This is a genomic window from Cohaesibacter haloalkalitolerans, from assembly GCF_003574655.1.
In the GTDB taxonomy this organism is placed as follows: domain Bacteria; phylum Pseudomonadota; class Alphaproteobacteria; order Rhizobiales; family Cohaesibacteraceae; genus Cohaesibacter; species Cohaesibacter haloalkalitolerans.
Genome location: NZ_QNUM01000005.1, coordinates 299,233 through 314,387 on the forward strand (window position 1 = coordinate 299,233; position 15,155 = coordinate 314,387).

Below are 15,155 nucleotides of genomic sequence, written 5' to 3' on the forward strand. Positions count from 1 at the left end.
TGGCTATCAAGTCTGGCTATCAAGTCTGACTGACAAGTCTGGCTGGCAAGTCTGGCCGTCTATCCCGCCCTCTGCGCGACGTTGGCGGGATGACGCTTGAACAATAGGGAAATTTGACAGGATGATTATTGGCACCGGAAATGACCTGATTGATATCAGGCGGGTTGAAAAATCGCTTGAGCGTTTTGGTGAGCGGTTTATCAACCGCATCTTCACCGAGAAGGAAATCGCCCGATCCGAGCGCAAGGCCCAGAGGGCTGCATCCTATGCCAAACGGTTCGCCGCCAAGGAAGCCTGTTCCAAGGCACTGGGAACAGGCCTGTCGCATGGGGTCTTCTGGCGCGACATGGGGGTCAGCAACCTGACATCGGGCAAGCCGACAATGGTGCTCACCAACGGTGCTCTTGCCCGCATGTTGTCGATGATCCCGCAAGGGTTCGTCCCCCAGATTGATCTGACGATTACCGATGAATATCCCATTGCTCAGGCCTATGTGATCATTTCCGCAGTGCCTGAAAACTGGCCATCAGCACAATAGCGCCACATTCTCGTTGCAAGGAAACGTCGAAATTGGCCTATTTGGCTGAGGGAAACCCTCATATTTGCACAGAAATGTCGGACTTTTCGGTCAAGCTATTTTCTTGATTGTATCGGCGGAACTGTGCCGCTATTACCAGATGTGAAGAAACCCAGATAAATGTTCTGCTGCGCCTCCGTGGCCCTGTCTTTCCCAACAGACATGCCGGACATGATTGAAAAGAGATTGAGTGTGTCAGACGATAGCATGAAAGAAAACGAGGGCGGCCTTGGCGAAACCATCAAGGTCATTATCCAGGCACTGGTTCTAGCGCTCGTGGTGCGAACGCTTCTGTTTCAGCCATTCTCGATTCCCTCCGGGTCCATGAAGTCGACGCTCCTGATCGGCGACTATCTGTTCGTGTCCAAATACAGCTATGGCTACTCGCGCTATTCGCTGCCGTTCGGCCTGCCGCTCTTTTCGGGCCGCATTCTGGCCAGCGAACCCAAGCGCGGCGATATCGTGGTGTTCAAACTGCCGCGCGATCCGTCCATCGACTATATCAAGCGCGTGATCGGTCTGCCCGGCGACAAGATCCAGATGATCGAAGGCCAGCTCTACATCAATGGTCAGGCCGTCAAGCATGAGCGGATCGAAGATTTCATCGACACCGACGAGCAGGGGCGCAAGGAACGGGTCGAACGCTTCCGCGAAACACTGCCGAACGGGGTGAGCTATACGACGCTCCACCTCACGGACAACAACTATCTCGACAACACGCCGGTTTATGAAGTGCCTGCCGGGCACTATTTCATGATGGGCGACAACCGCGACAATTCGTCTGACAGCCGGGTGCTGAGCAACGTCGGCTATGTGCCGTTCGAGAATCTCGTCGGCAAGGCACAGGTCATCTTCTTCTCGATCGGCGACGGCAAGGCGCCTTGGGAAATCTGGAGCTGGCCGAGTGCCGCGCGCTGGGAACGCTGGTTCACCAGCCTGAAGCCGGACATGAGTGAGTGATTTCACCTTATCCGGCGGTGCCAAATCGCAAAAAGGCCTTGCCAAGCGAGGCTGATTGCGACACAAGCGTCTGCTACGATTGGTGAGACTGAAATAGCCCCCATTTAGGGTAAAATGCCGCGCAGACCCTGTCTGTGTGGCATTCTCTGTATCGGGCTCTGCCGAAAGGCGACAACCAAAAATCTCGAAATGAAAGGAAAAGGTTGGACTGCAATGAAAAAGAGAGATGTTGGCAAACTTGAAGAGCATCTCGGCTACCAGTTCAAGGACAAAGCGCATCTGGAACGGGCTTTGAGCCACTCCAGCACCGTTGCCTCGCCGCGCCTTCAGGTCGACCAGACCTACCAGCGCCATGAGTTTCTGGGTGACCGCGTTCTGGCCGTAACAATTGCCGAAATGCTGCTGAAAGCCTTTCCCAAGGCAGATGAAGGGGAATTGGCCCGCCGGTTCAATGGTCTTGTTCGCAACGAAACATGTGCGGATGTCGCCAGAGAAATCGGTTTGGGTCCCTTTATCCGTCTCGGCGAGGGAGAAGCGCAGGCCGGAGGTCGCAAGAAGGAGGCGATCCTTGGCGATGTCTGTGAGGCAGTCATCGGGGCCATCTACATGGATGGTGGCTTTGATCGGGCGCGAGATCTCATCAAGCAGTATTGGGAACGCCGCATGCTGGACTGGACCGGTCCGCTGCGTGACGCCAAGACGACCCTGCAGGAATGGGTGCAGGGCAACAAGCTTCCGCCGCCAACCTACCGGTTGATCGAGCGGACAGGTCCGGACCACGAACCAGAGTTTACCCTGAGTGTCGAAGTGCCGACCCTCGAACCGGCCCGTGGCACGGGACCATCAAAACGCATTGCCGAGCAGGATGCTGCCCGGACAATGCTGATCAGAGAAGGACAGTGGAGTGCGGACACCAAGTAGGGTCCCCTTCGATTACCTCACACGGCGTGCGCTGGAGGCAGCGTGCGCCAAACCAAAAGGACAGGCATGTCGGATACATCCTCTCATGAAGCCGGTTTCCAGCCGGACCACAAGACCCGCTGCGGCTATGTTGCGCTGATCGGAGCGCCAAACGCAGGCAAGTCGACCCTGGTCAACCAGATCGTCGGCTCCAAGGTTTCCATTGTCACCCACAAGGTGCAGACCACCCGTTCGCTCATCCGGGGCATCGCGCTCAAGGACGAAAATCAGGTCATCTTCGTCGATACGCCGGGCATTTTTGCGCCCAAGCGTCGGCTGGAAACAGCCATGGTCAACGCCGCCTGGGGCGGGGCGAGGGACGCCGATGTCATCGGCATGATCGTCGATGCCCGAAAGGGCCTTAATGAGCAGATCGAAACCATTCTCGATCGCCTTGCGGACATCAAGTTGCCCAAGGTGCTGATCCTCAACAAGATCGACCTTGTCAAACGCGACACGCTGCTGGCTCTGGCCCAGGAGATCAACGAGCGGCTGACGTTCGACGAAACCTTCATGGTATCGGCGCTCAATGGTGACCATATCAACGATCTGTTGGACTATTTCTCCGAGCATATGCCGGAGGGGCCGTGGCTCTATCCCGAGGACATGATTTCCGACCTGCCGATGCGCCAGCTGGCCTCCGAGATCACGCGGGAGAAGGTCTTCCTGCGCCTGCATCAGGAGCTGCCCTATGCCTCTACGGTGGAAACCGAGAAGTGGGAGCAGAAAAAGGATGGCTCCGTTCGTATCGAACAGGTCATCTATGTCGAGCGCGACAACCAGAAAATGATCGTTCTTGGCAAGGGGGGCGCCACCATCAAGGCGATCTCCATGGCCGCCCGCAAGGAGCTGAGCGAGCTTCTGGAAGCCAACGTCCATCTGTTCCTGTTCGTCAAGGTGCGGGAACGCTGGGTCGATGATCCGGAACGCTACCGCGAAATGGGCATCGATTTCCCGATCTGACCGCAGATACGGACATTTGGTAAAACCAATCCTATCGTGATGACCTAAGGGCTTGTGCGATGCTTCCACATCGTAACAGCCTCAGACGATCCATCTCGCGCCCCTAAAAGGGCGCGAGTTTGGAAAGCCAGTGCTCCATGGATAATATGGGGCGCCACAGAGGTTGCCAAGAAGACGCGTCTTCCTCTTCGCTGGCCAACAAACCACCGATGCCTCATGGGTTCTATGGCGCGCCATGAGGGTCACCAGACAGACACATCTTCTGTCTCGTCGTGGATGACATGCCAAGGGTAGGACAGAGTGCCCTGGCGGTTGCCGGATGGACACACTCAGCTCCTCCATCCTGTCACTTTGCAATCATACGCTTTGTCTTTCCTTCATTGCAATACCGGAAAGGAATTCTGCCATGAAGGTGATTTTGACCTCTTCCCTTTTTTAGCAAATCGACGCATCTTTCGCACATGGAATGGACTGACGAAGCAATCGTTCTGGGCACGAAAAGGCACGGCGAAACCTCGGTTTTGCTGGAGGTGATGACGCGCAACCACGGCCGCATCATGGGGCTGGTCAAAGGCGGTCGTTCCAAGCGGCAGCAACCGGTGCTGCAGTCGGGCAACAGTCTTGAAGTCACCTGGCGGGCGCGGCTTGAAAATCACCTCGGGCAGATAACAACGGAATTGCTCACCTCCCGTGCTGCCCGGCTGATGGCCCTGCCTTTGGGCACCTATGGCATGCAGTTCATTGCCGAACTTACCCGCCTGCTGCCGGAGCGTGATCCGCATCCCTATATCTTTCAGGCGCTGAGCGTCATCGTCGACGCCTTCGAGGAAGGCGATGTCGCGGGCGAAATGATGGTGCGCTACGAGTTGGCCATGCTGGCCGAACTCGGATTCGGCTTGGACCTTGAGCAATGCGCGGCAACGGGACAAAGCCACGACCTCGTCTATGTATCGCCGAAATCCGGCCGGGCCGTCTGTCGGGAAGCTGGCAAGCCCTACCATGACCGTCTGCTGCCGTTGCCATCCTTCCTTGGCGGGGCCTCCACGTCCAACCGCATGACCTATGACGAGTTGGCGCAGGGCTTCACCTTGACTGAGTATTTTCTTGAGCGCTACGTCTATGGGCCTTTGGGTCGGCAGGCGCCTGAGCTCCGGCTCAGTTTCATAGAAGCTGTCCGCAAGGATCTATCCCTTGAGGAGTAGCTGCGGCGGATGGCAGATCGCTTGAAATCGGACGCGCATATGGTAGTAAGGAATAATACTGAATTCTCTTTTCCATATCGGAGCCCTTTGCCCAATGACGCGTTTGTTTCGTCTCGATTTCTCAACCATCCGACTTGCTCTGATGGCCATGCTGTTCTTTTCGCCGGTTCATGGTCTCTCGGTTCAGGCGCAGGAAGCCGAGTATCCCGGCTGGGCTGAAAATGCCTGTGTGGGCAACAAGGCCGACTATGCGCGCCTCAAGAGCGCGGCACTTGATGAAGAGGACAGTGTCGCGATGTTGTGGTTGCGCTGGACCTACCTCAACCCGGACTGCAAGGGCCTCTACAAGGGGTTTGGGCAGGAAGCCCGTGACTTGCTGGAGCGGGCGGCTCAATCGGACAATGCCGACGCAGCAAGGATTCTTGGCAACAATTTGCTGACCGGGCGCAATGGCTATTCCCACGATCCGGAGCAGGGCATGGAATGGCTCGAGGAAGCGTCAGTGCTTGGTGAGGAACGGGCCGATCTGGATATGGCGCGGGAATATCTCAGTGGCCAGAATGTGCCAACCGATCTCGTCAAGGCACGGACGAGGCTTGAGAGTTACAAGAAAGCCTATGGTTCCAACAATGTGAGCAACGGCATCGAGCGTGATTTGAGGAAGGCGGAAGCCAGGAGCGGCATTGTCCGCCCTGAGGCAAAGACCGCAGACGCACCGAGGCCGAGCGGCAAAGATACGGCTTCACCAACAAGAAAGGCGGATGCTCAGCAACGCCCAGCCAGCAATCCTTCAGGTCAAAACGCTGGCACAATGACTGGCAAGGTTGGCGGGGCTCTTCCCGGTGAACTGGTCTATCATGATCTGCCGCTGTTGCGGGACTGCTGGCTCTACAGTGACTTCAGCATGCCTGAGGCCTATTTCGGCTCAAAATATGTCGATAGCATCATCGGCTACAAGGGTGCAAAAATGGAACGGGTTGCAGCTGGAAACGAGGTGCTGACCGTGCGCAATTACTATTGGTACGATGTCGACATCGTGCCAAATGGAAAATACGCCCGCACCGTTACGCTGACGGCCCAGCATATTGCCGACTACGGCGCCAAGGGTGAGACCAAATGCAAGGAAGAGCCGGTCTATGGCTTCAGCACCCGCGAGGCCCTGATGAAATATGCCTATGAGCGGAATGCCAAACGCAAGTCGAAAAAGGAAAACTGGCGCTCTGTTCCTCTGAGCAAGGATGTGCTGCAACAGCTCGCCAAATATGGTGTTGTGCGGCAATAGAGGTCTGAAAGGGCGGTGAAACTGCGGTTGTGGGCAGATTGTCTTTGGAATTTGGCCGCCACTTGACACGCATGCAATTGCACGAATCGCCCTTTTTCTATAACCAAGGCCCATGGGAAAAGAAACTGAACAGTCAGGCGAGTTTGAAAGCATCAACCTGCGCGAAGCGCTGGAAGAGCGGTACCTTGCCTACGCCTTGTCCACGATTACGCAGCGAGCGCTGCCAGATGTGCGCGACGGCCTGAAGCCGGTGCATCGTCGTATTCTTTACGCGATGCGTCAGCTCAAGATGGATCCAACTGGCGGCTTCAAGAAGTCCGCCCGTGTGGTCGGTGACGTGATCGGTAAATATCACCCGCATGGTGATACCGCCGTCTATGACGCCATGGTGCGTCTGGCGCAGGATTTCGCGTCGCGTTATCCGATGGTCGACGGGCAGGGCAACTTCGGTAACATCGATGGCGACAGTGCCGCCGCGATGCGTTACACCGAAGCGCGCATGACCGAGGTCGCCCGCCTGATGATGGAGGGGCTTGACGAGGACGCGGTCGATTTTCGCGAGACCTATGACAACGAGGACAAGGAGCCTGTTGTCATGCCCGCGAACTTTCCCAATCTGTTGGCCAACGGGTCAAGTGGCATTGCCGTCGGCATGGCTACATCGATCCCGCCGCACAACGTTTCGGAACTGTGCGAAGCATCGCTCTATCTCATCAAGAACCCGGATTGCGAAGACGAGAAGATTCTCGAATTGATGCCCGGACCAGACTTCCCGACCGGCGGTGTGATTGTCGAGGACAAGGCCCAGATCCTTGAGGCCTATCGCACCGGTCGCGGCGGGTTCCGCGTGCGGGCCAAGTGGGAGCTGGAACAGCTCGGGCGCGGCTCCTGGCAGATCATCGTCACGGAAATCCCCTATCAGGTGCAGAAATCACGTCTGATCGAGCGGATCGCCGATCTGATCCAGAACCGCAAGCTGCCGCTGCTGGTGGATGTGCGCGACGAGTCGGCTGAAGATATCCGCATTGTGCTGGAGCCCAAGAGCCGCACCGTTGAGCCAGACCTGATGATGGAAGCGCTGTTCAAGCTGACGGATCTGGAAAGCCGCATCTCGCTCAACATGAACGTGCTGACCTCGCACGGCGTGCCTCGTGTACTCGGCGTGCGCGAAGTGCTCAGGCAGTGGCTGGATCATCGCCGCGAAGTCTTGCAGCGCCGCTCGCGTTTCCGTCTTGGCAAGATCGAGCATCGCCTCGAAGTGCTCGACGGCTATCTGATCGCCTATCTCAATCTCGATGAAGTCATCCGCATCATCCGCTACGAGGATGAGCCCAAGGCGGAACTGATGAAAACCTTCAGCCTGTCCGAAATTCAGGCTGAGGCGATCCTCAACATGCGCTTGCGGTCCTTGCGCAAGCTTGAGGAAATAGAGATCCGCACCGAGCATGATGCGCTCAGCAAGGAGCGCGCCGAGCTAATCGAAATGCTCGGCTCGGATGCTTTGCAGTGGGAGCGGATTTCCCAGCAGATCCGCGAGATCTACAAGCTGTTTGGACCCGACACCGAACTGGGCCGTCGCCGGTCGCAGTTTGGAGAGGCAAGTGAACGCGATATCGAGGATATCAATCTGGCCATGGTGGAACGGGAGCCGGTGACGCTGGTCCTGTCCGAAAAGGGCTGGATCCGTGCTCTCAAGGGTCACATCACCGACCTCAGCGGCCTTAATTTCAAGGATGGCGACAAGCTCAAATTCGCCGTTCAGGCCGAGACCACAGACAAGCTGTTGCTGATGGCCACCAACGGAAAGTTCTTCACGATACAGGCGGACAAGTTGCCCGGTGGCCGCGGCCATGGCGAGCCGATCCGCGTGATTATCGATATGGAGCCGGGCGTTGATGTGGTCGAGATGTTCGTGCATGTGCCCGAGCGCAAGGTGCTGATTGCTGCGACTGATGGCCGAGGCTTTGTCACCACGGAAGAAAGCCTTGTTGCCAATACGCGCAAGGGCAAGCAGGTGCTCAACGTGACCATGCCGGTGGAGGCCAAGCTCTGCAAGACCGCCGATGGCGACCGCATCGCCGTTATCGGCGAGAACCGCAAGCTGCTGATCTTCAATGCCGAGCAGTTGCCGGAAATGGCGCGCGGGCGCGGCGTCATGCTGCAGCGCTACAAGGATGGCGGCATTTCGGACGTCAAGGTCTTCAAGGCCGAGGAAGGCCTGATCTGGAAAGACAGCTCCGGCCGCAGCTATCAGCGCTCGCTGGATGATCTGGCTGAATGGTGTGGCGATCGGGGACAGGCCGGGCGATTGCCGCCGAATGGCTTCCCGCGAAGCAACAAGTTTGAAAACTGACAAGGCGCCGGGGTTCAACCCGGCGTTTCTATTTCTGCGGCAGGTAGAGCGTCGTTCTGATCGGCCAATGATCGCCGATGGGCGAACGCACGCGCACAACGGCCCCGGCGTCGATGTCCGGGCTGGTCAGGATATGATCAAGGCTGAGGAAGGCTGGCAGGCTCAGCCGTTTGATGCGTGAGTTGGGCGAGGGGAAGGTCGGCACGAAGCGATCCCGCCGCATGAGATCGGCCTTACGGGCAAATTGGTCGACACGGAAGGCCCAGCCGGTCGAGTTGAAATCGCCTGAGACCACCTGCATTGGCGTATCCTTGCGTTCGCTTTCGATGATCTCGAGAAGCCTGTCGAGCTGTTTGAGTTTTTCCGCCAAAGGCAACGGCCAAGCCAGATGCACATTGTAGAGGCGGAACGGCACAGCGCCCGGCATATGCACCGTGGCCGCCAGCAGCTTGCCGTGCAGGGGATTGTTCTGGTCCGATGATCCCAACTGGTAGGACTTGATGTCGGTCAGGGGGTGCTTGGAGAGAATCGTCAGCGTGCAGACCCGCCATGACTGGCACTTGGCCTGATGGGGGTAGACCCGCTTGAGATCGGGCTGGTTCTTGAAACGGTTGGGTGCAAACTCCTGCAGGGCTGCAACATCCGGGTCGGCGTTGATGACGGTGCCTGCAAGCGCTTTCCGGTCCCATGTCCCCATGTAGATATTAAAGCTGAGGAGCTTCAGCGGCTGTTTGCCGGCATCGAGTGCCAGCGTCTCATCGGCATTGCGATGGCTGAACCGGCCCCAAAGCTCCGGCCCCAGCAAAACCGCTGAACAGCACAGAATGAAGATCACGATGAGACGGCCGTAGGACTTGAGTGCACCCACGCTGCTTGGCCAGACAAAACTCATGGCGAGGGCAAAAAGGCCAAGGAGCGCGATGACGATCTGGAAGTGATTGATGACATCGAATACTGGAATGAATGCGCCCAGCAGCGCCAGAACCGATATTACCGCACCTGCCACAAGGCCCATCAGGATACAAATGTCGAGTATGTGTCTGATCAGCCTTATCATTCGGTCCTCAATCTTGATGCAAACTTGTCTTTGATGCGCCCGGAGCAACTGGAGATCCGGCGCATTGTGGCGTTCAAGGGCAGACAAACATCACAAATGAGAATTAATCAAGGCAGGTCCAGCCATCCATGCCCAAAACTTCCAAAGGCTTGAAGCGGATCTTGTAGGCCATCTTGGCGGAGTTCTCGACCCAATAGCCCAGATAGACATAACTGAGCCCCGCATGGATCGCCTGCCGGATGTGATCGAGGATGAGATAGGTGCCAAGGCTGCGCTTTTCCTCTTCCGGGGAATAGAAGCTGTAGACCATCGAGGTGGCGTCATCGAGAACATCGGTGAGCGCCACGGCAACCAGCTCGCCGCGCGGCTTTGCGGCGATGCCGTCGCCTTCCACCCGCTTGCGATATTCCACGACAATGGTTTCGATATGGGTCTCCTCGACCATGGCGATATAGTCGGCTTCCGTCATCTCCACCATGCCACCATCATTGTGGCGGGACCGAAGGTAGCGTTTGAACAGGGCATATTGCTCGGAAGAGGCAATGGCAGGCCGGATGGTGCGGACAAGATCGGCATTGTGGTGGATGATCTTGCGCTGATTCCGCGAGAAGGAGAATTGGGGCACGACAACCCGCACCGATTTGCAGGCCTTGCAGTCCGCACAGGCTGGCCGATAGGCGATGGTCTGGCTACGCCTGAAGCCGCCGACCGACAGCAGATTGTTGAGATTCCGCGCTTCTTCGCCAACAAGATACGTAAAGATCTTCCTCTCTTGCCGATCATCCAGATACGGGCAATCCTGTGCTGACGTGAGATAGAACTGAGGATTTTCGAGGGCGTGTCTTGTCATATGGTTCAATGCTTTCAGATGGATAAACATCAAATCATGATTGGTGAAACAAGAAAAGACCGACTGAGGTCTATAAAGGTTTCACCTATAGTATATTACCGGAAGGTCGAAAAATCACCCGGATTGTTAAGCGTTGAATGCCGCCGATGGGACATGCGCAAGCACGGCACCGGAAGAGGCCTGGAGACGACCGGAGCGGGGGAGGCCGGGCCTTGCGGGGCGTCGGCTAGAAACCGTAATACCACGGCGCGATCAGCGTGAAGCTGAGCCAGACGATGATCATCAGCGGAATGCCAGCCATCAGGAAGTCGGCAAAGCGATAGTGGCCGGGGCCCATGACCAGCAGGTTGGTCTGATACCCGATCGGGGTGGCAAACGAGCAGTTGGCCGCGAGGATGACGCAGACGACGAAGGGCTCTACGGGCAGTCCGGTTTGTGTGGCGATGGAAATCGCGATGGGGGCAAACAGGACAGCGGTGGCGTTGTTCGACAGAATATTGGTCAGCACTGCAATCAGCAGGAACAGACCCGATAGCAGCACCCAGCCTTCCTGCCCCTGCATTGCATCGACGACAGCGCCAGCGATAAACCGGGCGCCGCCAGTGTTCTGCAAGGCAACCGCGCTGGCAAGAGACGAGCCAACCAGCATATAGATGCGGCTATCGAGTGCACGCACCGCCTGACGCAGGTTGAGACATTTGAAAATGATCATGAAGAAGGCGCCGGCAAGAGCTGCCGTTGCGATGGGAAGCAGACCGGAGGCCGTGGCGAAGGCTGTCGCAAGAAAGATCATGATCGCCCGCGGCGCATAGCGGCGCTGGGGCATGTCGGTGCTCGACAGCTCGATCAGCAGCAGGTCCTTGTTGAGGCGCAGCCCCTCGACATCGTCCCGCGCCCCGCCGACGAGCAAAACATCGCCCGGTTCGAGCCGGATGTCGCTCATCGCCATGCGTGGCATCCGCGAACGCCGCTGAACGCCAAGAACAATACAATTGGTCTTGGAACGGAAGGACGCCTGGGCGATTGTCTGGCCCGAAAGGCGCGAAGCCGGTGGTACGATCACTTCGGCAAGCGTTATGTCTGTTTTCGGCGAAATCTGGCTCAGATGGCGGTCTTCGGCAACCTTGGCCATCTTGTGCCCCCCCTTGAGCGCCGCCGTCAGGGCGTGGCGCGTGGCCGCAACTACAACCGTATCGCCCGGTTGCAGGGTCACATTGTCAAAAGGGGGCAGATAGGGCGTTTCTCCGCGCTGCACGAGACGCACGGTCATGTCCTTGAGGTCGGGGAACATGCCTGCGACTGCCGACTTGCCAACCAGCGCATCGCCTTCGCTGAGCGGAATCTGGGCAATGAATTGCTTGCCGGTGCTCTGGCTCAACTGATCGGCCATGCTTTTGCGATCTTGCAGAATACGCGGCATGATGAGAATGGCATAGATCGCGCCGATGCCCGACACCATCACGCCGATTTCCGTGAAGTCGAAGAATTTGAGATCCAGCACCCCCGCCTTGCGCGCCGCCTCCGCGACCAGAAGGTTGGTCGAGGAACCGATGAGGGTTGTCATGCCGCCGAGGATGGAAATGAAGGACAGCGGCATCAACACCTTGGACGACGAGAAGCGCAGGTTGCTGGCAACCACGGCCATGATCGGGATGAACATCACCACCACAGGTGTGTTGTTGATGAAGGCACTGATGAAGGCTGCGGACAGATACACCCCGACAAAGGCGATGTAGCGATGTCGTTTGGCCAGCTTGGTGATGAATTGCGCAGGCTTGTCGAGGGCATCGGTTTGAAACAGGCCCTGGCCGATGATGAGCAGCGCCAGCACCGCCAGAAGGGCCGGGTTCGAGAATCCGGCGACAAGATCATCAAGCGTAACCAGATTGGTCGCTTCACTCGCAGCTGGCAGCCCGACAAAGATGAGCATCAGGACCAGCAACGATCCCAAAGCTGTAATTTCAATGGCAAAATACTCAAGACTATAGGCAATGATAGAAGCAACAATGACGGCAAACGTGAGCCACATTTGAACTTCGGCAGTTAGGTACATAAGAAAGACAGTCCTTACCCGACCGACACACGGCGTCAGACGGTGCCCCCATAAAAACAGATGACCAAATTTGATTATGCAATTGGAAGCACTCAAGTGCTTCAGAGCCTTAGAAAATCAGATTATCAGGCTATTTGCAAAGGCAAACTCGAAAAACGCATAGGGAAAGTGGCAGATTAAAATCGATGGAATTGTTTATCTGAGGTCATTATAAAAAATTGCCCGCGTCAAGCGGGCAATAAGGTCATCGTTCAACAGATCGGCTCAGAACCTGTCGTAGCCTTCGAGCTGTCTCAGCGCGTCGCTGTCCATGATCATGGTGCCGAGAATCATGTCATGCAGCAGCTGCTTGCGTCGTGTGAAAAGGCCCACGACGACGATCAGAGGCGTAAGAATGGTGTTGCCGAACCAGAACAGCAGGCTGTGCATGATGGCCAGCATCGCATATGGCTTTGCGCCATACCACAGGCGCATTTCCAGCCCCATCATCTTCATGCCAGGCGTTGCCGCGCTGTAGCCACCAAGGCTCAACGCAATATATGGCAACGCCACCAGCGGCAGCAGGATGGCATAGAGCAGCCAGCCGAGCCCGAAGGTGATGACCCCGATCACCGCAATGGCCATGGACGCAACAACCATCAGAATGAGGATCGCAAAGGCATCAATGAGAAAAGCCAGCACCCGCCGCGAGAGGACGCCATCGAACAGGGCAGGGTGCAGCCCCGGGTCAAAGGCATTTCTGCGCTCATCGCTGTTGTCATAGGCAGTGTGGGCGTTGTTCATCGCTCAGATATTCCTTTCGGTTTCATGCGGGCAGTCGGTCAGAATGAACATGAAGATGTCGCAGTCTTCACAAAATAGGTGAGGTTGTTTCAGCCGCTTTTCAAGTTTTTGTTACAATATTGTTTGAAAAAGAGTGCTGGTTGTGCCCTTGAAAGGCGCTGTGAAAATCACGGGTCAGGGGATGGGGCGGACCGATCGGGAAAAATCGAGCAGAGAATGCGGCAATTCAATCAGGTGAGGGCATCGATGGGGCGCGCGTCCGCCGCGAAACGAAACAAGCGCCGGTTGGGCGCTTGTTGTGTGTCATCCTGTCAGGAGCATCGCCTTTTGCGAACAGGGCCCAATCAGGCAGCTACCCTGCGTCGTTCCTTCTGTTCCAGCGTCTGCGCCAGCTTGTTGATGCAGTTGATCACAGACTCACTGGCGTCCTCCAGCGACCGAAGTTGGGCGAAGGCCTCATCCTTGCGTCCCTCCGCACAATCCTTGACCATCTGCTTGGCCAGGTCATGGACCCGCTGGTGCGGTGCCTTGAGAGCGGTGAACGCCGGATGGTTGCGGATGTCCGGATCGTTGATGCCATCATACCAGACACCGAGGCGGCAGTTGTGGTGACCAGCCAGAGTGGCTGAACTGGCATTTTCGCGCCCGGTCAGGATGTTGACCACGCGCTTGGTGAAGAGGACATGATCGATCTTCGCCATCTCGCAAAGGGACAGGGCCTGACCATCCTGGAACCAGTTGGTTGCGTTTTGCGAGAAGTGATCGTTGCTATTCTGCAGCGTGTCCGACATGCCGTTGAGCATCGTCTCGTTTTCTGAATTGAGGTCAGCCACACCGGCAACGGATTCAGAGATCTCCTGCGTAGCGACGGTCTGCTGCTGGATAATCTGGGAGACCTCCTGCATGTTCCGGTTGACCTCACCAACCTGCGTTCCGATTGCTTCCATCAGATGGTTCGCGCCATCTATGGCTGTTTCCCCGTCGCCGATGGCGTGGCGGGTACTGGATACGGCCTTTTGAATGGTCCGCATGCCTTCGCTCAAGGCATTGATGCGGTTGGTGATGTCTTCGGTTGCCTTGGTGGTCTGACCGGCGAGGGCCTTGACCTCACTGGCAACAACGGCAAATCCCTTGCCAGCTTCTCCGGCTCGGGCCGCCTCGATGGTGGCATTAAGTGCCAGTAGATTGGTCTGGTTGGCGATTTTGTCGATGACCGTCAGGAACGATCCGATCTGTTCGGATGCCTGAACGAGTTCGTTGAGACTGTTCTCTGTCTGGGACGAAGCCGATGCGATATTGGTGATGGCGGAAGAGACCGCCTGCATGGTGGTGAGGCCTTTGGAGACCGTCTCATAGGTCTTCCTGGCACCATCCGCTGTCAGCTCTGAGGTCTCCGAGATCTGACCAATTGACCCGGCAAGCTCGGAAACAGCTGCGGAAATGGCCTGTACGTTGGTTGTCGCGATATGGGTGTTGCGGGACAATAACGCCATGTCTGTGCAGATTTCGTTGATTTCAACGACGGAATTGGCGAGACCGCGCAAATTGCCCAATTGGCAATTGTCTTCACCGTTGGCACTCATGCCGCGGGCAAGGTTGAAGGATTGCAGCGAGCCCATCATGTCGGCAAAGGTGAGCGCTATAGCCGATTGCATGTCATCGACAAAGGCAGAACCCGCGCCTTTGTGAACCTTTGCGAGCGTCGGCACCATTTCCAGCAGCAGGCGGGCATAGATCGCCATGATGTGCGAGGGTTCAAGAGCCGTTTCTCCAAGAGCTGCCCCATTTTCTGCGCTGTTGCTGGCGATTGCGCTTGCATCCGCAGTTTGAAACAGGCGGGTTACATAGCGCGATTGGCCAAGCGATGCCGTCGCAGTGCTGGCTTGGGAGGAGCGGAACGCCTCTGCTATGGCCGGATGGGGTTTGGTCGAAGTGCTAAGCTTGTCAAAAAGCGCAGGCAGGTCCTTTTGCGCTTTGACGGAAACGGGTTTCAGGGCCTTCTGCTGCAAGCCTGCAGTCATGAAGGCAAGGATCGGCTCGATTTCTTTCAACACCGGAGCGGGTGTTGGGGAGGGGGTCGGTCTCATTGTTTACTCGTCTGGTCGGGGGTCGTCA

At 56.9% G+C, this 15,155-nt stretch carries 12 protein-coding genes; 7 read left to right on the top strand and 5 right to left on the bottom strand.

What is annotated here, in order from left to right:
- Positions 1 to 121: 121 nt before the first annotated feature.
- The 7 genes from acpS (at position 122) to parC (ending at position 8,297) form a co-directional block, all read left to right on the top strand.
- Entirely contained in the window at positions 122 to 538 is a 417-nt protein-coding gene (gene acpS, locus DSL70_RS14500; protein WP_119308654.1) for a holo-ACP synthase, read from the top strand.
- Positions 539 to 763: 225 nt separating this feature from the next.
- A complete protein-coding gene (gene lepB / locus DSL70_RS14505) occupies positions 764 to 1,537 on the top strand; it encodes a signal peptidase I (protein ID WP_245418234.1) in 774 nt (257 codons plus the stop codon).
- A 213-nt stretch (positions 1,538 to 1,750) separates the two neighbouring features.
- On the top strand, positions 1,751 to 2,458 hold the full coding sequence (gene rnc, locus DSL70_RS14510) for a ribonuclease III (protein ID WP_119308655.1): 708 nt from the start codon (positions 1,751 to 1,753) through the stop codon (positions 2,456 to 2,458).
- A gap of 66 nt (positions 2,459 to 2,524) precedes the next feature.
- Complete coding sequence (gene era, locus DSL70_RS14515; protein ID WP_119308656.1) at positions 2,525 to 3,460, top strand: GTPase Era; 936 nt, start codon at positions 2,525 to 2,527, stop codon at positions 3,458 to 3,460.
- A 461-nt stretch (positions 3,461 to 3,921) separates the two neighbouring features.
- Positions 3,922 to 4,662 (top strand): DNA repair protein RecO, encoded by a 741-nt coding sequence (recO, locus tag DSL70_RS14520; protein ID WP_119308657.1) that lies wholly within the window; start codon positions 3,922 to 3,924, stop codon positions 4,660 to 4,662.
- A gap of 94 nt (positions 4,663 to 4,756) precedes the next feature.
- Positions 4,757 to 5,944: a tetratricopeptide repeat protein gene (locus tag DSL70_RS14525; RefSeq protein WP_119308658.1), complete on the top strand. Its 1,188-nt coding sequence runs from the start codon at positions 4,757 to 4,759 to the stop codon at positions 5,942 to 5,944.
- 112 nt (positions 5,945 to 6,056) lie between these two features.
- Positions 6,057 to 8,297 (top strand): DNA topoisomerase IV subunit A, encoded by a 2,241-nt coding sequence (parC, locus tag DSL70_RS14530; protein ID WP_119308659.1) that lies wholly within the window; start codon positions 6,057 to 6,059, stop codon positions 8,295 to 8,297.
- Positions 8,298 to 8,325: 28 nt separating this feature from the next.
- Here parC and DSL70_RS14535 read toward each other — a convergent pair whose 3' ends face one another.
- From DSL70_RS14535 to DSL70_RS14555, 5 genes are all read right to left on the bottom strand, one after another.
- Positions 8,326 to 9,354 carry an endonuclease/exonuclease/phosphatase family protein gene (locus tag DSL70_RS14535; protein WP_119308660.1) on the bottom strand — a complete coding sequence of 343 codons (1,029 nt, stop codon included), beginning with the start codon at positions 9,352 to 9,354 and terminating at the stop codon, positions 8,326 to 8,328.
- A 103-nt stretch (positions 9,355 to 9,457) separates the two neighbouring features.
- Entirely contained in the window at positions 9,458 to 10,204 is a 747-nt protein-coding gene (locus tag DSL70_RS14540) for an arginyltransferase (RefSeq protein ID WP_119308661.1), read from the bottom strand.
- A 226-nt stretch (positions 10,205 to 10,430) separates the two neighbouring features.
- Positions 10,431 to 12,233, bottom strand: a complete 1,803-nt coding sequence (locus tag DSL70_RS14545) for a sodium:proton antiporter (protein WP_119308662.1) — start codon at positions 12,231 to 12,233, stop codon at positions 10,431 to 10,433.
- 288 nt (positions 12,234 to 12,521) lie between these two features.
- Positions 12,522 to 13,040, bottom strand: coding sequence for an RDD family protein (locus tag DSL70_RS14550; RefSeq protein ID WP_119308663.1), 519 nt, complete (start codon positions 13,038 to 13,040; stop codon positions 12,522 to 12,524).
- Positions 13,041 to 13,384: 344 nt separating this feature from the next.
- Positions 13,385 to 15,127: a methyl-accepting chemotaxis protein gene (locus tag DSL70_RS14555; RefSeq protein WP_119308664.1), complete on the bottom strand. Its 1,743-nt coding sequence runs from the start codon at positions 15,125 to 15,127 to the stop codon at positions 13,385 to 13,387.
- Positions 15,128 to 15,155 lie beyond the last annotated feature (28 nt).